We start from the raw sequence: 18,394 nt of genomic DNA, 5'->3' as shown, positions 1-18,394 counted from the left end.
GATGAGGCTAGTCGACAGCCTCGATCCGGTCGAGTTGCCAGATGCTGCGCGAGTAGATGACCTCGGTGCGGAAGTCGGCGTCGGCATCAAAGGGATAGACCACCCAGAGCGGCCCCTTGTCCCGAACCGACATCGGCGCGCCGTTCAGGCTGTAGGCGACGAGCGCACCGCCCTCGACCGCGTCGGAGAGCGGGATTTCGACCGTGTAGTCGTTGATTGCGGTCGCCCGCAGCATTTCGCCCTCGATGCCGAGCGCCTCGACCAGCGCATGAAGCGGCACGCCCTCGAACGTCTGAACGCCTTCGGTCCAGATCGTTTCGGTCTCTATGGTCTCGCGGCCGATCTCTTCGAGCATGGCGAGGTCGAGCTCGGCCATGTCGCCCGCATTGGTGGCGGAAACCTGGCCCGAGACGGTGAGGATCACCGGCCCTTCGGGAGCCGCAAGGTCCTGGGCGGCGACGGACAGGGTGCCCGCGATCAGGACCGCAGCGGAGAGTCTGAGGGTAGACAGCATGGGGTACGCTCCAGTTTGACGGGACCATCTTGCCATGAAAGGCACCCCGGTCCCAAAGGGTCAGGCGGATAGCGACCTATCCGTTCGGATAGGTCGCCTGGGTCAGTAGGCACCGCGGCCGCCGAGCACCGCACCGAAGGTCCGCAGGATCAGGGACAGGTCGACCAGCAGCGTCCGGGAGACGGCGTAGGAGATGTCCATCTCCACCATCTTGTCGAAGCCGATCGAGGCGCGGCCGGACACTTGCCAGAGGCCGGTGATCCCCGGTTTGACCGCCAGCCGCCCGAGCGCGCGCTTCGGGTAGGCGGCGACTTCGCTCGGCAGGGCCGGACGGGGGCCGACGATAGCCATCTCGCCCGTGAGCACGTTGAAGATTTGCGGCAGTTCGTCGATCGAAAGCCGTCGGATGATGCGGCCGACGCGGGTGACGCGCGGATCGGATTTCGATTTGAAGCAGATGCCATCGCGGTCGGATGAGGCGAGCAGCTCGTCGCGCCGGGCCTCGGCATCCACGGACATCGACCGGAATTTCAGCATCGTGAACTCCTTGCCGTCCTGGCCGACGCGGACCTGCCGGAAGAAGACCGGACCAGCCGTGTCGAGCCGGATGGCGAGCGCCGTCAGTAAGAGGATCGGCGAAAGCAGGATCAGCGCCATCGTCGACACGGTGAGGTCGAGCAGCCGCCGCTTCGCGTCGTCGGCGCTCGCCGGACCATAGGCTCGGAGCGCGGCATGGAACAGGAAGCTGACGTTCCCCGCGAGGTAGCGCTTCGCAAGGCGGCGCGGCTCCTGAACGAGGCGCCAGACCCATTCCATCCGCAGCTTCCGGACAATCTCGGGCGCGCGGCTGACGGTCCCGGCGAGAAAGTCGAACAGCGCCCCGACGGCCAGCGCGAGGTCGGGCGTGAGGTCATGAGTGTGCCGATGCAGCCAGAGTTCCTGCATCGGCACACCAAGCGCGACGAGGAGGATGTCCGCGCCCGAGTTGTTGATGTCGGCGACGGCTGCCTGCGGGTCCGCCGCGCCGTCGTATCCGTCACGTGTGCCGGCAATGCGCAGGCCGGGGATGTCCCGGCTCAGCCGTTGGGCAGCAGCCTCGGCGATACCGGGACGGCCGCCGAACAGGTAGACGGACTTGCCCTGCCCCGCTGCCTTCGCCAGCAGCGCGGGAACGAGGTCGGTGCCGTTCAGGTTCGCTGCCAGCCGGTCGCCGGTCATGCGTCCGGCCAGCTCGACACCGATGCCATCGGGCAAGCGCAGGTCGGCGCCGGCGACGGCCTCGCGGTAGGCGCGGTCGCGGCGGTGGATGTTGCAGCAATGCGCATTCATGAAGACCACCCGGCGACGCCCGGGCGAGAGCAGGACGTCGATGGTCCGCTCCGCCGGCGCGTCGACGAGATCGAGGTCGAGCGCGGGCAGGTTTTTTGTGGCGAGCGCCGCACCGGGAATGGCGGACGCGGGGGTGAGATCGAGGTCGAAGGTCGCGTGTTTCATCGGGCAAATCCTTTGCATGACAGGAGGTTGCCCAAAGGGTGACGAGAGCCGCGCCGCCGCTCAACGGAGCGCCCGGCGAGGTCGGCGGCGCTTTGGTTAACGAAATCTCACCAGCGGCTGGCCCGCCTATCCGAAGGGGGTGGTTACCCCGCCGAAAGTGCCGTCGCGGCCGTCCCGGCTTTGCTCGACTTCTGACGCACAATGGGCAAGGTTTCCGCCTAGGTCTGCTACGATTGAATGGAGAGTGACCGATGCGCGTTCTGATTGCCGACGACCACGACCTGCTGCGGGATACTCTGGTGATGTACCTGGAGGCGCAGGGCGACATCCAAGCCGTCACCGTGCCCGACCTTCCCGCCGCGCACCGCACGATCGAAGCCGACGACTTGCCCTTCGACCTGGTTCTGCTGGATCTCAACATGCCGGGGATGAACGGGCTCGACGGGCTCAGCCGCACGCTCGCCCTCAAGGGCGGTCAACGTGTCGCGCTGCTGTCGGGCGAAGCCACCCGCAACGTCGCCGAACAGGCGCTCGAGGCCGGAGCGGCCGGCTTCGTGCCCAAGACCCTGCCGGCGAAGTCGATGATCAACGCGGTCAAGTTCATGGCGATGGGCGAGCAGTACGCCCCGATCGATTTCATGACCGCGGTGGAGGAGACCACCACGCATCCGCTCGCCGAGAAGCTGACACCGCGCGAGCTGCAGGTGCTGCGGGGCCTGACCGAGGGCAAGTCCAACAAGGAGATCGCCCGCGATCTCGACATCACCGAGCCGACGATCAAGCTCCACATGAAGACGCTCTACCGCAAGGTCGGCGCCTCGAACCGTACGCAGGCGGCGCTGATCGCACGCGAGGCCGGGCTGTTCTGACCTATCCCTTCGGGTAGGCGCCGGGCGCCGTTTGTCCCCATCGGCTCACCGGGCGCGCAGCGGCGCGGAACGTGACCGTCCATTAAGGTTACCGGGCAAAGGAGACGCCCGATGACCATGCAGGATACCCTCGGCTCAGCCGACCGCCCCCGGAAGAAACGCCGCATCGACGGCCGCCGCATTCTGCTTGGCGGACGGATCGGCGACCTCGGACGGTTCCCGCGCTATCTGGCCTTCGCGCTGCTCGGCGGCGCGATGATCTGGGCGCCGATCACCGGGTACGTCCGCACGGCGCCGGTGACCTTCAAATCGACCGCCTCGCTGATCCTGCCAGGCTCCGGTGCGTCGGCCTCGATGAACCTGAACGGGATCGGTCAGGCGTCGTCCTATGCCAACTCCGCCTTTTCCTCCAACGCCGTTGGCCCGACCGAGACCTACAAGCGCCTGATCGGTGCGGACCGGATCCTCGAAGCCGCAGCCCGCGACATGGACATGCCGCGCGAGGCGTTCGGCCGGCCCCGGATCAGCCTTGTCGACCAGACCAGCCTGATCCATCTCGAGATGACCGGCGGCAGCCCCGAGAACGCGCGTGACCGGGCCGACGCCCTCCTGAGCGCCTTCTTCCGCGAGATCGACGCCCTGCGCCGGGACGAGCTGGTGACGCGCGAGGACAGCGGCCTTGCCGCGATCTCCGAATACCGCACCTCCGTCGCCGCGACGCGAGAGGACATCGCCACCCTGCAGGACGAAACCGGACTGGTCTCCAGCGACCAGTACGACGCGATGGTCGAAGAGACGCGCCAGCTTCAGGCCCGCGTTCGCGACCTCGCCGCGGAACTCGACGAAGCCCACGAAAGCGTCGCGACGCTGGAAGCGACGCTGGGCGTGCCGGCAAGCTCTGCCGCCGCAACGCTGAAGCTCTTCGCGGATGCCGAGTTCATGGCTCTGACCGCCGAAGTCGCCACCCACGCCGCCGCACTGGCCGAGGCCCGCTCGATGTTCGGGGAAAGCCACCCCCGCTTGCAGGACGCGCGCTCTGCCCACCAATCGGCTTCGACCGCGACGCTGACGCGGGCAGCTGCCGTAACCGGAATGAACGCCGATGCCCTCGCCGCGCTCGACCTCGCGCCGGACGGAGCACGGGCCGAACTCCTCGCCCAGCTCGTCCGGATGGAGGCCGATCGCGCCGGCATCGCCCGCCAGTATGAAACACTGAATGCCCGGCTGGCCGATGAACTGGCCGAGCAACGTGCGCTCGCCGCCCCCGCCGCGCGTCTCCAGGATCTGCAGCGCGACTTTTCGGTCGCCGAGGCGGTCTTTGCCAGCGCTATCGCCCGGACCCAGTCGACCAAGTCCGATGTCTATGCCTCCTACCCGCTGGTGCAGGTGCTGGAGAACCCGTCGCTTCCCGATGCGCCGTCTTCGCCGAACAAGAAGCTCGCCATCGCGGCCGGCGGTGCGGCGACGATGATGATGCTCCTCGGACTGATGCTCGGCTGGATGCGCTCCGCGCTGATCGGTCGGCTGCTGTCCAAGCCAGAGATTGCCTGATGACCCCCGCCAACCCCGCCGAGCGCATGGTCCTGAAGGCCATGACCCTGACATGGCCATTCTACGCGGTCGGCGCGCTCTATGTCGTCGGCCCGGTGCTGGCCTGGGTGCTCGGCGGGTTGGCCGTGCTGTCGCTCTACCTCGGCCCCGCGATCCGCGAGGATCTGCGGGCGACCGGCCCGGTGCCGCCGCTCGTCTGGGCGTGGTTCGCGGGCATGGCCGTGATGCTCATCGCGCTCTGGGCCGGACATCTCGACTGGGGGCTCGGTCTGAAGCAGACGATCAAGAGTTCGATCGGCTGGGCCAAGGGCTGGGCCCTGCTGGCGCTGTTCCCGCTGGTCGGGGCGGTGCTTCCGATCCGTCGCGCGATCCTGATCCGCGGGCAATGCGTCATCGGGGCATGGACGCTGGCCTTGGCACCGCTGCTGCTGGTCGCGCCCTACATCGGCCTGCCCGAGCGGATCTTCACGTCACCCCTCAAGGCGGTCGGCGGGCCGGGACCGGAGTATTTCAGTGTCTTCCTCTTCACCTACGATCCGGCCAGCTGGACCCCGCGCTGGCAGTTCTATGCGCCCTGGTCGCCCTTTGCGGCCCTGCTCGGCGTCATCATGGTGCTGTTCGCGCTGGAAGACCGCGACCGCAGGTGGATGGCCGCAGGTGTCGCCGCAGGCGTGCTGATGATCCTCGCCTCGAAGTCGCGCATGGGGCTCGTCGGCCTTGTCGCCTGCACCATCGGCCCCCGGATGCTGCCGCTGATCCTGAAGGGCTGGGCCTGGCAGATGACGGCGGCGCTGACGGCGTCGCTTGCCGTGGTCGGCACGGCACTGGTCGCGCTGGCACAGGACGCCGTCTCGGCCTTCAAGGGTGCCCGCGCCGACAGCACCCGCGTGCGCGAGACGCTGCAGCGCATCGCCCGCGAACGCTGGGAGAACGAGGCCGTCTGGTTCGGCCACGGCACGGTTCACCCCGGGTCGCACGCGGTGGAATACATGCCGATCGGCAGTCATCACACCTGGTTCGGGCTGCTCTTCGTGAAGGGCCTTGTCGGCTTCGCCGCCCTGCTCCTGCCGATGGTCTGGCACACACTGACCGCCATGACCGATGCCGCCCGCCACCCGCGCGGCCGCCTGCCGCTCGGCATCCTGATGACGATCACGCTTCTGTCCTTCGGCGAGAACCTCGAGATCGAGGCCTACATGCTCTGGCCCGGACTGGTCCTGCTGGGGGTGCATCTGCGAGAGATGAGCGTCGAGGAACGATGACATACCCAGCGGCTTTGATGAACCTTCCGCCTTCGGAAGGTGACCTAGAGAGGCAAAGCGTGGAGGAGCGTCATGCCCTCGATCTTCGACTGTCGAGGGGCGGCGGCGCCCTACCGCTGAAGACCTGTGCCAAGCATGAGCACTTGGTCGGCTCGGTAAGAGTTACGGATTTCACAAGATATTCAGGCGGCAACGCGCACCGATCCGGCTGCGATTGTTTCAGTGAACCGGGCCGGATCTTGAGAAATCGACCTTGGACTCTGATTTTATTGGTGGGTGGTGAGGGGCTCGAACCCCCGACATTCTCGGTGTAAACGAGACGCTCTACCAACTGAGCTAACCACCCGGTGCGGCGTGATCTACCTTGCGGGATCGCGGCCTGCAAGCCTCAGGGCGCGAGCGTGTCGTGGCGTCCGTCGCGGATACGGTGGATTACCCCCTGCCCGCCCGGCACCTCGTCGAGCTCCGCCAGGGTCAGGCCGAGCGCGCGGGTCCGCAGGACGCGCGACGTGATGCCGTGCGTGAAGATAACCGTTGGCCCGTCCAGGCTGTCCAGTACCTCGCCCACGCGTTTCCAGAGCGCATCGAAGCGCTCGCCGTTCGGAGCGCGGGCGTAGCGGTCGAGGAAATGCTCATCCTCCGGGCCAGGCCAGCCGGCCTCGATCTCGACAGCGGAAAGGCCGGTCCAATCGCCGACCCCGATCTCGCGCAGGGCGTCATGCGTTGTCGCCGACGCACCGATGATGGCGAGCGCAAGGTCGGAGGTCCGGCGGGACCGGGGCTGCGGACTGGTCAGGAACCGGTGCGAGGTCGCCGAGACGCCGAGCCCGAGCAGGATGCCGCCGACATCGCGCGCCTGCCCCTCGCCCTTCTCCGTCAGCGGCGAGTCGAGCGCCCCCTGCCAGCGATGCTCGCGGTTCCACTCGGTTTCACCGTGGCGAATGACAAGGAGTTCGGGAAGGCTCATATCGCGGGGTTAACCGAGCACCGTGAGGCGGGCAAGCGGGTGGATAACGGCAATAGAAGTATGATGGCGCAGCCTATGGGATTCGAACCAATGGCCTCTGCCTTCGGGGGGTAGTGCAGGGCGTGATGTTCGTTTTGTGGTCGGCTTCAACCCACACAAAGAGGCCTGAGAGCGGTCAATGCGAACCGAAACCAAACCGACGAGCACGGTTCAGCGCCATCTTCGTCCGGCAAACTGGTGATACCGTACTCAGTTCCCAAGAGCTCTCATATGGCTGCACCCCATTCGCCAAGAGCAGGCCCCTACCGGGACCGAAGCCCCGCCGCGAGATCATACTCTAAGTAGGACTATGAGCTCGCTGCATCGTTCACGCGTAAAGACCGCATCCCGTCATGCGACCGCCTCGAGCTTCTCAACCTTCGCCAGCGGTACGAGAAGATGGAAGGTGGTTCCGACTCCGAGTTTGCTCCGGTAGTAGATCTGACCACCCATCTCTTCGATCATCAGCTTGGCTATGGTCATACCCAGGCCGGTTCCCTCTTGAGCTCGCGTCGATGAACTATCGATCTGCGCAAAGCGGCCGAACACGTTTTCCTCGGAGCCTTCAGCTATTCCCACACCGGTATCCGTGATCAGGACCTCAACGAAGTCGTCAGCTTTAACAGCTTCGATCCGGACCACACCGCCATCCGCCGAGAATTTCACGGCGTTGGAGACGACGTTTGAAATCACCTGCTGCAACCTGGTGAAGTCGGCGCGGATCCACGCCTGGCTTCCCTTGTTGAACACCAGTCGAACGTTCCGTTGGAGCGCATAGCTCTCGAGGTCCTCGATGGCCGCCTCAAGAATGTGCGTGACCTCCAGATCATCGAGATGGAACTCGAATTGCCCTGCCTCGAGCTTGTGAAGGTTCAACAGATCATCGATGAGCCGACCGAGCCGCCTGCTGTTACGCCGCGCTATACCGATCCCCCGTTGTGCAGGTATTGGCAACTCACCAAACTTGCCGACTTCGAGTAGATCAAGCGTACCGCGGATCGACGTAAGCGGCGTTCGCAACTCGTGGCTGATGACGGAGACAAGCTCGGATTGCAGGCGGACGATCTCTTCGGCGCGCTCGTTCGCAGCCATGAGGCGCTGTGCCGTCTCTTCCTCTTCGGTCACATCCACCATGTTGATCGTCCATCCCAAGAACGGCCGGTCGGGATGCACCGGGTTTTCGACGAAGAGTACGCTCGGGCGATACGCCCGTCCGTCAATGACGTCATGATGATGCGGATCGATCTTCTCGCCAGCGATCAGCGTTGCGACCATCCTGTCGACCGTCTCTCGCATTTGCTCACCGCCTGGCCCGTCGATCAGCGCTTTGGCGAAGGGGTTCATGGAGACGAGCTTGCCCGCTCTCTCGACGATGACCTTTGGATGGTCGGCATATTGATAAAGATAACGCTCGCCGACGACCTCAACACTCAGAAGGCGGCTGTTCACCAGTATCCATCCGTAAGCAACGAGCGAGATTACAAAACCATAGGGAGTTGGATCGACACCGGCGATCGTAAAACCGAAAAGAAGGTAGGCCGTGTTCGTCACCACGGGCACCAAGGTCATGATCAGCAAGTTGCCGAACAGGAGCCGGAAGGACGGACCCGCCTGCTGCAAGCCCCTCAAAGATACGATGGCCGCAAAGGTCACCCAGCCATAGTTGTAGGCCAGCATTCCATAGAACGCTCTTCCCCACTGCGGCGTGATCGATGGTCTTTCGTCCAAGAAGGTGAGTTGGGTGGCACTGGTCACCAAGGACTCGTGCCAGCCATTTGTCGCGGCGAGTAAGGCCAGCGCCAGCGTCGATACTGCAAGAGCAGGATAGCCCCAACGCCTCACGCCTCTAAGTTGCAGCGGCCCAAATTCGATCAAGAACAGGGACCAACTCATCGTGCTGAACGTCAGCGCGGGTAAGGTCAGGGTGTACCAGAAGACTTTGCACGATGCCGTTGGTGAGGCCACTTGGAGGATCGACAATCCAAGCCAAGTCATTAGCCCGACGTGCGTAAGTAGAAAGAAGTCGTTTCCCTGTCCGACGGGGCGACGCCAAGTCCATAGCGTCAATCCGGCGATCAGACAGATGATGGCGATGCCGACCTCGAAGGTTCCGTCGATCACGAGGCTTTCGAAACAGTTCAACGAGGGTCTCCGGAGTCATCCATATCATGCGGCTCAGCCACGCGTGATGAGTCCAGCTACTGTCTGACCTTCGACCAATCATTCATGACATTTGCATGACAAGAGAGCGTTGTGTTTCGGACACTTCGTCGGCGCTGAAATGCGTTCTATGACCTACGGCTGAAGGAGGAGGCATCGCGATGTCAGAATGACCTTGCGTACTGCCGTGGGCTACTGCCCGTGACGCGTTTGAACGCGGTTCGAAACGCGCTTTCCGAGTCATAGCCGAGGGCATGCGCAATGGGGCCGATGGGCTCGCCATGTTCCAGTCTGCGTCCGGCGAGGAGCATACGCCACTTCGTAAGATATTCTATCGGGGCTTCGCCAACCAACTTTCGAAAGTGCGCCGCGAAGCCGGACCGCGACATGCCGGCCTCCATGGCGAGAGTCTCCACTGTCCAGCGCTGCGCCGGGTCCCGGTGGATGGCCCGAATGGCGGCTCCGATCCTCTGGTCTGACAGTGCGAACAGCCAGCCGATGCGCTTGCTCTCACTGAGGTAGAGGCGGAGCGCTTGGATGAAGATCATGCACGCAAGTTGCTGTGCGACAAGGATAGCGCCCGGCTTCAGAGCGATGAGTTCCTGCCGCATCAGCCCGAAGGTCCAGCGCAGCGTTTCACTCTCCGGTCCGTCGCGCAGATGGACGATGGGTGGCAGCACACCAAGCAAGACCTCGGCCTGCGGCCCGGCGAGCGCGAAGTGGCCGCCGAGCACCGTCACCCCCCTACCCTCGTTCAGCTTCACCAGCGCGCCCTCCTCGGCGCCGAGAAAATAGTGCCGCCAATCGTCGGGGGGCAGGTTCAGGTCACTGGCGATTTGAAAGGGCTGGCCCCGCGGCAGCATGAAGCAGTCCCCCGATTGCAGGAAAACGGGCTCGTCCGCGCCGTCCACGGCGATCCAGCAGGCACCATCAGCGACGGTGTAGCATTTGACGGCATCATGCGCGTCGAAACCGACCGACCAATTCCCTCCGGCCTCGAAGCCGCCGACAAGGTAGCTGCGAAGGCGGAGAAAGGAGATGACGTCGGATAGTGGGTCCATATTGGATGATCTCCAATAAAGATTGGACCGTTGCGCATAGTTCGTCCGGAGTCGACGGCTTATGTCTCGGATCAGGCGATGACTTCATCAACGGAGACGGCCTGTGACCTTCCATATACTGGCGCTCGTCATGACAGCGGCGTGCATTGCTCTCGGTACCCGCTTCATGTTCTTCGGCGGAGGCCTGCTGAAAGAGTGGGGGCTTGAGAGCACGACTGGCGCTCTCATCCTGTTTCGTCGGATGGGGCTGATGTACCTCGGCCTCGCGCTGGTGTTTTTCTTCGGGCGAACGGCCGGCCCCTCGGACATCCGCTCGGCGGTCTGCCTCGTCTTGGGCGGAACGGCCATCTTGCTGGCAGGCCTCGGACTCTACGAGTTCCTCGCTCGACGTGTCAGCGCAGGCATCTTTCGCTCGGTCGCCGCCGAGGCGGTACTTGGTGCGGCTTTTGCTTGGACTTGGTGGATTGGCTGATGAACGCGGCACGTTTCCGACTGCTGGTCGCTCTCGAAGCCAAGCGAAACCAGAAGGTCCTGTCATGCAGGTGCGTGACCGTGACCAGGAACGATACTCGAGCCAACCGGCAATGACACCTCGTTCGCCCTCTCCCACAGCCGTTGCGACATCCAACGGTCTCAATCGACGCGGATCATATCAGCGTCTGAAGATCGTGATACGCTCGGTCCAGGCGTTCCGTCAGACCCGGCTCGCTCTTGTCCAGCCACGCCGCCGTGACGTGTGCAAAGACGGCCATTCCGATCTGCGCGGCAAAAGCGGCTCGATCATCAGAGACGCCGCGGGCGCTTAAGGCCTGCGCAAGCGCAGCGGCGAGAGCGGCCGTCTTTGCCAGTTCGCGCTCTTGAAGCGACGGCGTTGCGGCGATCACCGCCTGCCGGGGCTCGGAGAACGGGCGATTTGCAATTAGAAGTGGGCAAACCGATTGGAAGGCCCGAAACAGGGTGTCGAGCGGCGGGGCATCGCGAGGGATGTCGTCGATCGCGGCAAGGAGCGCCTCCAGAAGCACCGCCTGCCCGTCGAACAGAACTTCGCGCTTGTCGGCAAAATGCCGGAAGAAGGTGCGCTCCGTGACGCCAGCACGGGCAGCGATCTCAGCAGCCGTGGTGCTGTCGAACCCCCGTTCACGGAACAGTTCCACCGCCGCCTGCTGCAGCCGACTCCTCGCAGTATCTGCCAATACTTACTCCCTTGTCAGTCACTGACATCAGATCTATGTCAGTGACTGACAGAGATCATAGGATCTCCGCCACCATGCGCAAGGAGATTGATCATGCGTGTTTTTCTGACAGGGGCCAGCGGCTGGATCGGCTCGACGATTGCCCGGGACCTTCTCGCCGCGGGTCATTCGGTCACGGGTCTGACGAGTGCGTCAGGCAAAGCAGAGGCGTTGAGCGCCGAAGGTGTAACACCGCTCGTCGGTTCACTCGAAGACATCGACGTCCTGCGTCAGGGTGCTGAAGATGCGGATGGGATCATCCACACGGCTTTCGGGCTCGACATCTCCAGAATTGCGGAACTCGCTGCGGAGGACAGGACCGCGATCGAGACCTTCGGCGACGTGGTCGCGGGATCTAACCGGCCGATCATCGTGACCAGCGGTTTTCTGAATGTGACCGGCGGCAAAACCTGCGAGGACGAGCGCCCGGAGGTTCTGCCGGACTTCCCGCGGGCTTCGGAACAGGCGGCCTTTGGGCTCGCCGACCGCGGCCTGCACGCGAATGTCGTCCGTAACCCGCGGTCGGTGCACGGCAAGGGCGAGAAACACGGCTTCGTTCCAATGCTGGCCGCAGTCGCGAAGGGAAAGGGCGTCTCCGCCTATATCGGAGACGGGCAGCAGATGTGGCCCGCTGTCCACCGACTGGACGCCGCGCGCGTCTATCGGCTGGCGCTGGAACGCGGAGCTCAGGGCGAAGCGTATCACGCTGTTGCGGAGGAAGGTGTCCCATTCCGGGACATCGCCGAGGCGATCGGACGCCAACTCGGCCTGCCGGCTGTGTCGCTAACGCCCGCAGAGGCTGAGGCGCACTTCGGGCCACTGGCGGTCTGGGTCGGAAACGACGGTCCCGCCTCGAACGTCTGGACGAGAAGAACGCTCGGCTGGCATCCCGAACAACCCGGGATCGTCGACGATATTGAGCAGCCCGATTATCAAGGCTGAAGCTCGTTAGGATCGCGCCGGACTGCCGTCTGCCCGTGAACAAGGTCGGCAAGGGCGAGACTGCCGCTTACCGGAGAGCTGGGCAAAAGCCGGACACGGCGGGGCAAGGCCTCGCCGTGTCCGACCCATATTGTGTTGAGGTTCTTGACTGAGCGAAACGCTGCAGGACAGCACTTGCCCAAGCTATGCCCGCTGTCGCTTCCGACGCGCTGCGGCAATTCGAGCCTGGGGGGCAAGACTTCTGCCAGCGCTTCCAAGACTTTCAGCCATTCGACGAGCGTGCGATCCTGAGCCGGGCTCGCCTCCTATGCAGAAGTAACCCGCGCCAACGCAGATGCGGGGCCATCCAGCGTGTCGGTGGCCGTCCGCCACGCCGCCTCTTCAAGTCCGAGCGCGTCGCGCAGCCAGGCGAGCGTCAGGCGCTTGGTGGCTTCGAGGACGTCGGGGACCTCGGCCTCGGTTTCCTTTGCGTCGAGCGAGGCAATGCCGCCCAGCCCGTGACCGACACCATGCATCGTCAACAGCGCCTCGGCGCCGGGGCCGTCGTGGAAGGAATCTGCAAACCAGTCAGGCCCACGGGTGGTGAAGTGCGGTTGATCGGCATCGCCACAGACCACGAGCGCCCGCGTTGTCAGGGTCGAGAAATCAACCTCGAAGAAGGGAAAACGCTCGGCGCTTTCGGGGGTGAGCTCGCTGCCGCCACGGCCGGGCGCGGTCAACAGGATGCCCGCAGAGATACGCGGATCGCGGAAGTCCTCTCCCTTCACGTTGGTGCCCAGCAAGAGGCTGGTCGTGTAGCCGCCAAGCGAATGGCCCACGGCCGCGACCCGAGCCGGATCCAGGCGCCCCGAGATTGCCGGTGCCTGCTGCATGATCTCGTCCAGGCGGTCGAGAATGGTCTTCATCTCGGTCACCCGCTCGCGCCAGAAGAAAGGCGCTCCCTCAGCGTCCGAGGGCAGTCCGGCAACATGGGAGCTGGCATGGGTGGGTTGGATCACCGCAAAGCCGCGCTCGGCCCAGAACTGCGCCAGATGGGCGTACCCATCCTTCGACGCGATGTAGTTCGACGGTCCGTGCCCATGCGACAGCAGGACAATCGGAATGGCGGTGCCCTGCACCGGCGCCGTGATGCGGAGCTCTAGCGGTTGGCGCCCCTCCATCGGCAGGGTGATGGGAGTATAGGCCACGGTCGGCGCCGCATCGGGCGCAGGAATATGGCGGGATAGGTCGATCAGTTTGTTCATGGGAAACAGGCTCCTGGTCATGAAGGGATGGCGCCGCGCCCCGGTGCGGGATCACGGTGTCTGAACTTCGGCAGTTCACACGATGAGGAGATGGACGGCCTGCCCCGGACTTTCTATAATAGATAATCCTGAAATGATTAGCGTATGTCCGAAGTCATGAGCGATCCTCTCACAGTTGTCGTCAGCCTGCTCAAACCCGTCCCGTCTATATCCAAGCGAGTGACGGCGGGCGGAGACTGGAGGGTGGAACGCACGGAAATGGGCAACCCCTTCTATTGCGCTATGGTTGCGGGCGGGTGCCTGCTGACCCCATCTGGACGTGATCCGATCCGGCTGGAGGCCGGTGATTTCGTGCTGGTACCCGAGATCTTCGATTTCGAGATAACCGGCCTCGTGCCGCCGGGGCGGCAGGTAACGACCCGATGGCAGGAGGTCAGCCCCGGCGTCATACGGCAAGGTGATCCCGAGGCGCCCACTGACGTGATCATGCTGGTCGGTCACTGCTCCTTTGCCTCGCGCGATCGGCCGCTACTCGTGTCGCTGTTGCCCGATATCGTGCATGTCCGGGGCCAGGACCGGCTGATGCAGCTCGTGCAGATGATCGATGACGAGACGCGCAGTGGCCGCATGGCCCGCGACATGGTCCTGGGGCGCCTGTTGGAGCTGCTGCTGATCGAGGCGCTTCGCTCGAACGCCGACACCATCGCGTCTCCCGGATTGCTGCGTGGACTGGCCGACCCTCAGCTTTCGGTCGCCTTGCGTGAGATCCATGCGAATCCCGGGCGGTCGCATTCGGTCGCCGCCCTGGCAAAGTCCGCTGCGATGTCGCGATCGACGTTCTACGAGAGGTTTCACCGCGACATCGGCACGGCCCCTATGGAATATGTCACCAGTTGGCGCATGGCGTTGGCCAAGGACATGCTGATGAAGAAGACAGCCCCGATCGCCGAGATCGCGCGCGAAGTCGGCTATGGGTCAGCGAGTGCGTTCAGCGTGGCATTCGTTCGTCATACAGGCAGCCCACCAGGAGCCTTCGCCAACGCCCAAGGGTGACCCACCAAATCGCATCGCAGGGCGACCCACTTCGGTCACCTTTTTCCCCAGACGGCAGATCTGAGCCGTCCATGTTTAAGGATGCGGCGTCATGAGTTTTCTCAAGATGCTTTCATTCTGCGCATCTCTGCCTTTCGTCCTGTGTGCAGTGAAAGGCGGCTCTTCACCCATCTCCGACGACACACATGGTAAAGCGAGCTGTCGAAGAACGGGCTTGCTGCGATTTCCGAGAGCAGGCCCTCTCGATATTTTTGCATTGAGACTTTCGGATCGCGCTTTGAGACGTCCGTGAACTATCCGTCGATCGGAAGGTGCGACAGGCTCTCCTCAGAAAAATAAGGCCCGTGCAGAGCGGGCAGCCAACTCAACAGTGAGAGGACCTACACGTATGGCCGACTGCAAGAGACGTCTCGGACTATTCCTGGCGGGCGCGACGCTCGCCGTAGCCTCGTCGCCGGCAATGGCGCAGAGCTTCGCTCCAACGCCACTGGACGACGACATGGTCGGAAGCGGGCCGCGCCTCGTTTACCTGCACCATGAGTACCCCGCGACGCTGGATCCGCAGAATACTTCCGCCTTCATGGGCCAGCTGTCTATGGAGTTCTTCGACACGCTCGTGACCTACGCCATCGATCCGGAGACCGGGATTGCCGACCAGACCGACATCGTGCCGCGACTGGCCGACAGCTGGGAGATCTCGGATGACAACACCACACTGACCTTCCACCTGAACCCGGACGCGACCTTCTGGGACGGCTCACCGGTCACGGCCGAGGACGTGTACTGGTCGATCGAACGGGCGCTCGTCGGGCGGATGGGCTGGGGCACGACCCAGATCGAGACCGGCGGCATCTTCGATGTCGACCAGATGGAGGTCGTGGACGACCAGACGATCGTCTTCACCTATCCCGACGGCCTTGGCCGCTACAGCCTGCGAAACTTCGCCTCCATGTCGCTGACCGTGATGTCGAAGGCCGCGTGCGAGGCCGGCCGCGAAGACGGTGACGAGTGGTGCGTGGACTGGATTCGCAGTAACGCTATGGGCTCCGGCCCCTATATGCTCGGCGACAGCCAGTCAGGCGAATACCTGATCGCGACGGCCAACACGGACTACTGGGGTGAGGCGAAGCCCTACTACGCCGAAGTCATGTTCCGCGTGGTGCCCGACCCGCAGACGCGAATGCTGCTGATGGACAGCGGCGAAGCCAGCTTCGCCAGCCTGACGCCGAACGAATATTCGGTTCTCGAGGACTCGGAGAACGTGAAGGTCTTCTCCGTTCCGTCGCAACAGGATGTCGCCGTACTCCGCTGGGACCCGGAGTACCCGCCGTTCGACGACCCGGCGATCCGCGAGGCTGTCATCAAGGCGATCCCCTACGACCGGATTGTCACCGAAGTTTGCGCCGGTTTCTGTACGCCGGTCCAGAACCTCGTCGGCGTGAACACGCCCGGCTACGAACCGAACGAGCTGTTCAGCCGCGATATCGAGGCCGCGCAGGCGCTGGTCGCAGAAAGCAGCTACGGCGAGGACGTCCCGAGCTTCGAGGTGCCGGTCGTCAACGGCTCCACCCACATGGCCGCTGCGGTCATCATCCAGGACGCGTTGCGCGAGATCGGGATGGAGATGGAGATCCGGCCCCTCACCCAGAACGCCTTCGACGAGATCGCGTGGGGCCAGCGTGACCTCGACGTCTCGATCCACTCCATGGGACCGTGGTGGAACGACTTCATGTACTGGGCCTACTGGATGTATCGCACCGACAGCGCGACCAACCACATCCAGTATTCCAACGCGACGCTGGACGAAGACGTATTGCAAGCCCTGCTGATCCCGCAGGAGGACGAAGCTGCCTACATGGAGCTGCAGAACGAGGTGCTCGACATCCTTGTCGGGGACCGGCTTGCCGCGCCGCTCTACCAGGTGAACTGGTCGATCGCCGCATCGAGCAGCGTGTGCAACGTCAACAAGTTCCCCTGGGGCAGCATCGCCTTCTCATGGCTGCGGCCCTGCGAGTGAGCTGCCCCCGCCGGGGCGGGCTGCGATGCCTGCCCCGGCACCCCCAAAAGTCCATGTCCGACGACATCTTTCGAGGCCGCCGTTCCATGACCATCCCGCCCCTCGCCCTTTACGCGGCCCGGCGCCTTGCCATCAGCATCCTCGTGCTGATCGGCGTCAGCGCCATCGCCTTCTCGATGGCCTACCTGCTGCCCTCCGACCCGGTGACGAGCAAGTATCCCGACATCACCGATGAACAGCGGGCCGAGATGCGTCGCCAGATGGGTCTCGATCAACCTCTCGTGGTGCAGTACGCGCGCTACCTCGCGTCAGTCTTCCAAGGCGATTTCGGCACCTCTTTTGGTACTGGCAACTCCGTCGCTGCGGACCTCGCAATCCGCATCCCGGCAACGCTCGAGCTCTCGGTCTACGGGCTGGTCTTCGGCGTGGCGGTCGGGCTGCCGCTCGGCATCATCGGGGCTATCTGGTACGGTCGTCGCATCGACGACGGCGTGCGCGTCCTGAACCTTCTGGCGCAGTCCATCCCTGCCTTCTGGCTCGGCGTCGTACTGATCTACTACCTCTATTTCCAGTTGCGCGCGGTGCCGACCCCGGTCGGCCGGCTGTCGCCAATGCAGATCCCGCCGCCCACCGTCACCGGCTTCCTGACGGTCGACGCACTGCTCGCCGGGCGATGGGAAACAGCCGGCGCTGCCTTCCGCCAGCTCATGTTGCCGGCCTTCGTACTGGGACTCGGCGTGGTCTCTCCGATCGCGCGGGTCACCCGGTCGGCGATGAGCGAGGCGCTGCGCGAGGATTACGTCACCTTCGGCCGGGCGCTCGGCCTCTCGGCCCGGCAGGTGATGCTCGGGGACGCGTTCCGAGGAGCTCTCGTTCCGATCGTGACCACCTTCGGCTTCATTGTCGGCAACGTGCTGGCCGGCGCCGCTATCGTGGAAACTGTTTTCGCCTGGCCGGGGCTTGGCCGTTACGTGGTGACCGCGATCACCACGTCGGACATGGCCCCCGTCTCCACCTGTATCCTGCTGATCGCGTCCGCCGTGGCGCTGACCAACCTGCTTGTCGACCTCTGCTATGTCCTTATCGATCCCCGGATCCAGCACTGAAATGGCGCTGGACACGACCCCCAACGACGCGCGCCGCAAGCCGCTTGCCACCCGTCTCTACCGCGACGTGTTCGGCGGCGACTGGCTTGGCCTTGCAGGCACGATCCTGCTGGCGCTACTGCTCCTGCTGTCCCTGGTCGGGCCGTGGCTCGTCACACACGACCCGCTGCTGACCACACCGGACACTCTGCAGGCGCCGTCGGCCGCTCATTGGCTTGGCACCGACCACTTCGGGCGCGATGTCTTCTCGCGGACCATTACCTCGCTCCGGATCGACTTCATCGTGGCAGGCGTCGGAGTGGCCGGAGCAGTCGTCATCGGTTCGTTCATCGGGCTGATCTGCGGCTACCTCGGCGGCTGGATCGACGAGGTGGTGATGCGGCTGGTCGACATTGTCCAGTCGTTCCCGCTGCTGCTGGTGGCGATGGTGCTGGTCCTCGTGCTGGGACCGGGCGTGTTTTCCATCGTCGTCGTCACGGTCATCATCAACATCCCCACCTACGCCCGGGTCATCCGGGGCGAGGCGCTGCGCAAGAAGACGCTGGAATACATTGACGCCGCCCGCTGCTCCGGCGCGACGGAGGCGTCGATCATCTTCCGCCACCTGATGCCCAACACGCTGGGGCCGATCATCGTCCATGCCTCGCTGAACCTCGCGGCCGCTGTCGGCAATGTCGCCGTACTGTCGTTCCTCGGTATCGGGATACGACCGCCCACTCCGGACCTCGGCGTGATGGTCGCGGAGGGCACCAACTACCTGGCGCAGGGGGCGTGGTGGATGAGCGTGGCGCCTGGTCTCGTCCTCGTCGCGGCGATCTTCAGCCTGAACCTCTTGGGTGACTGCCTCGAAGGGCGGCTCGACCCCCGCCGGATGGAGCGTTGA

At 64.2% G+C, this 18,394-nt stretch carries 16 protein-coding genes and 1 tRNA gene; 9 read left to right on the top strand and 8 right to left on the bottom strand.

Translation table 11 applies throughout. The features are described from left to right. Positions 1 to 7: 7 nt before the first annotated feature. Both I8N54_RS09180 and I8N54_RS09175 read right to left on the bottom strand, forming a co-directional pair. A complete protein-coding gene (locus tag I8N54_RS09180; RefSeq protein ID WP_140192852.1) occupies positions 8 to 514 on the bottom strand; it encodes a molybdopterin-dependent oxidoreductase in 507 nt (168 codons plus the stop codon). A 102-nt stretch (positions 515 to 616) separates the two neighbouring features. Then, a complete protein-coding gene (locus I8N54_RS09175) occupies positions 617 to 2,008 on the bottom strand; it encodes a WecB/TagA/CpsF family glycosyltransferase (protein WP_140192853.1) in 1,392 nt (463 codons plus the stop codon). A gap of 251 nt (positions 2,009 to 2,259) precedes the next feature. Here I8N54_RS09175 and I8N54_RS09170 point away from each other — a divergent pair, with 251 nt between their 5' ends. The 3 genes from I8N54_RS09170 to I8N54_RS09160 all read left to right on the top strand — a co-directional run bounded on the left by I8N54_RS09170 (position 2,260) and on the right by I8N54_RS09160 (position 5,690). Beyond that, the gene (locus I8N54_RS09170; protein ID WP_140192854.1) at positions 2,260 to 2,877 is read left to right on the top strand and encodes a response regulator transcription factor; all 618 of its coding nucleotides are present in this window, start codon (positions 2,260 to 2,262) and stop codon (positions 2,875 to 2,877) included. Between the two features lie 111 nt (positions 2,878 to 2,988). Then, entirely contained in the window at positions 2,989 to 4,428 is a 1,440-nt protein-coding gene (locus I8N54_RS09165) for a GumC domain-containing protein (protein WP_140192855.1), read from the top strand. Then, complete coding sequence (locus tag I8N54_RS09160) at positions 4,428 to 5,690, top strand: O-antigen ligase domain-containing protein (protein ID WP_140192856.1); 1,263 nt, start codon at positions 4,428 to 4,430, stop codon at positions 5,688 to 5,690. Before I8N54_RS09165 ends, I8N54_RS09160 begins: the two co-directional genes overlap by 1 nt. Before the next feature lie 270 nt (positions 5,691 to 5,960). On the opposite strand, the gene I8N54_RS09155 is transcribed toward I8N54_RS09160, so the two are convergent. From I8N54_RS09155 to I8N54_RS09140, 4 genes are all read right to left on the bottom strand, one after another. Further along, positions 5,961 to 6,036 (bottom strand) — tRNA-Val (locus I8N54_RS09155). 42 nt (positions 6,037 to 6,078) lie between these two features. Next, complete coding sequence (locus I8N54_RS09150; protein ID WP_140192857.1) at positions 6,079 to 6,657, bottom strand: histidine phosphatase family protein; 579 nt, start codon at positions 6,655 to 6,657, stop codon at positions 6,079 to 6,081. Positions 6,658 to 7,047: 390 nt separating this feature from the next. Continuing rightward, positions 7,048 to 8,838, bottom strand: a complete 1,791-nt coding sequence (locus I8N54_RS09145; RefSeq protein WP_140192858.1) for a sensor histidine kinase — start codon at positions 8,836 to 8,838, stop codon at positions 7,048 to 7,050. Positions 8,839 to 9,020: 182 nt separating this feature from the next. After that, positions 9,021 to 9,917, bottom strand: coding sequence for an AraC family transcriptional regulator (locus I8N54_RS09140; protein ID WP_140192859.1), 897 nt, complete (start codon positions 9,915 to 9,917; stop codon positions 9,021 to 9,023). 103 nt (positions 9,918 to 10,020) lie between these two features. Here I8N54_RS09140 and I8N54_RS09135 point away from each other — a divergent pair, with 103 nt between their 5' ends. Next, complete coding sequence (locus I8N54_RS09135; RefSeq protein ID WP_140192860.1) at positions 10,021 to 10,389, top strand: hypothetical protein; 369 nt, start codon at positions 10,021 to 10,023, stop codon at positions 10,387 to 10,389. A gap of 175 nt (positions 10,390 to 10,564) precedes the next feature. Here I8N54_RS09135 and I8N54_RS09130 read toward each other — a convergent pair whose 3' ends face one another. Next, the gene (locus I8N54_RS09130) at positions 10,565 to 11,110 is read right to left on the bottom strand and encodes a TetR family transcriptional regulator (RefSeq protein ID WP_197097441.1); all 546 of its coding nucleotides are present in this window, start codon (positions 11,108 to 11,110) and stop codon (positions 10,565 to 10,567) included. Between the two features lie 93 nt (positions 11,111 to 11,203). Between I8N54_RS09130 and I8N54_RS09125 the strand changes: the two genes are divergently transcribed. Continuing rightward, positions 11,204 to 12,091 (top strand): SDR family oxidoreductase, encoded by an 888-nt coding sequence (locus I8N54_RS09125; protein WP_140192861.1) that lies wholly within the window; start codon positions 11,204 to 11,206, stop codon positions 12,089 to 12,091. A gap of 305 nt (positions 12,092 to 12,396) precedes the next feature. On the opposite strand, the gene I8N54_RS09120 is transcribed toward I8N54_RS09125, so the two are convergent. Beyond that, positions 12,397 to 13,335, bottom strand: coding sequence for an alpha/beta hydrolase family protein (locus I8N54_RS09120; RefSeq protein WP_140192862.1), 939 nt, complete (start codon positions 13,333 to 13,335; stop codon positions 12,397 to 12,399). 144 nt (positions 13,336 to 13,479) lie between these two features. Between I8N54_RS09120 and I8N54_RS09115 the strand changes: the two genes are divergently transcribed. The 4 genes from I8N54_RS09115 (at position 13,480) to I8N54_RS09100 (ending at position 18,394) form a co-directional block, all read left to right on the top strand. Further along, a complete protein-coding gene (locus I8N54_RS09115) occupies positions 13,480 to 14,388 on the top strand; it encodes an AraC family transcriptional regulator (protein WP_140192863.1) in 909 nt (302 codons plus the stop codon). Between the two features lie 388 nt (positions 14,389 to 14,776). Next, positions 14,777 to 16,405, top strand: coding sequence for an ABC transporter substrate-binding protein (locus I8N54_RS09110; protein WP_140192864.1), 1,629 nt, complete (start codon positions 14,777 to 14,779; stop codon positions 16,403 to 16,405). 86 nt (positions 16,406 to 16,491) lie between these two features. Further along, positions 16,492 to 17,511: an ABC transporter permease gene (locus I8N54_RS09105; RefSeq protein ID WP_140192865.1), complete on the top strand. Its 1,020-nt coding sequence runs from the start codon at positions 16,492 to 16,494 to the stop codon at positions 17,509 to 17,511. A 1-nt stretch (position 17,512) separates the two neighbouring features. Further along, positions 17,513 to 18,394, top strand: a complete 882-nt coding sequence (locus I8N54_RS09100) for an ABC transporter permease (protein WP_140192866.1) — start codon at positions 17,513 to 17,515, stop codon at positions 18,392 to 18,394.

The sequence above is a fragment of the Pelagovum pacificum genome (assembly GCF_016134045.1).
Classification (GTDB): domain Bacteria; phylum Pseudomonadota; class Alphaproteobacteria; order Rhodobacterales; family Rhodobacteraceae; genus Oceanicola; species Oceanicola pacificus_A.
The sequence above is the reverse complement of the archived record's forward strand: the minus strand, read 5'-3'. Positions and strand labels throughout refer to the sequence as shown.

Excerpts from the sequence above, each read along its gene's own strand:
- I8N54_RS09180 (WP_140192852.1), bottom strand. The coding sequence starts at position 514 with ATGCTGTCTACCCTCAGACTCTCCGCTGCGGTCCTGATCGCGGGCACC.
- I8N54_RS09175 (WP_140192853.1), bottom strand. The coding sequence starts at position 2,008 with ATGAAACACGCGACCTTCGACCTCGATCTCACCCCCGCGTCCGCCATT.
- I8N54_RS09170 (WP_140192854.1), top strand. The coding sequence starts at position 2,260 with ATGCGCGTTCTGATTGCCGACGACCACGACCTGCTGCGGGATACTCTG.
- I8N54_RS09165 (WP_140192855.1), top strand. The coding sequence starts at position 2,989 with ATGACCATGCAGGATACCCTCGGCTCAGCCGACCGCCCCCGGAAGAAA.
- I8N54_RS09160 (WP_140192856.1), top strand. The coding sequence starts at position 4,428 with ATGACCCCCGCCAACCCCGCCGAGCGCATGGTCCTGAAGGCCATGACC.
- I8N54_RS09150 (WP_140192857.1), bottom strand. The coding sequence starts at position 6,657 with ATGAGCCTTCCCGAACTCCTTGTCATTCGCCACGGTGAAACCGAGTGG.
- I8N54_RS09140 (WP_140192859.1), bottom strand. The coding sequence starts at position 9,917 with ATGGACCCACTATCCGACGTCATCTCCTTTCTCCGCCTTCGCAGCTAC.
- I8N54_RS09125 (WP_140192861.1), top strand. The coding sequence starts at position 11,204 with ATGCGTGTTTTTCTGACAGGGGCCAGCGGCTGGATCGGCTCGACGATT.
- I8N54_RS09120 (WP_140192862.1), bottom strand. The coding sequence starts at position 13,335 with ATGAACAAACTGATCGACCTATCCCGCCATATTCCTGCGCCCGATGCG.
- I8N54_RS09115 (WP_140192863.1), top strand. The coding sequence starts at position 13,480 with ATGTCCGAAGTCATGAGCGATCCTCTCACAGTTGTCGTCAGCCTGCTC.
- I8N54_RS09110 (WP_140192864.1), top strand. The coding sequence starts at position 14,777 with ATGGCCGACTGCAAGAGACGTCTCGGACTATTCCTGGCGGGCGCGACG.
- I8N54_RS09105 (WP_140192865.1), top strand. The coding sequence starts at position 16,492 with ATGACCATCCCGCCCCTCGCCCTTTACGCGGCCCGGCGCCTTGCCATC.
- I8N54_RS09100 (WP_140192866.1), top strand. The coding sequence starts at position 17,513 with ATGGCGCTGGACACGACCCCCAACGACGCGCGCCGCAAGCCGCTTGCC.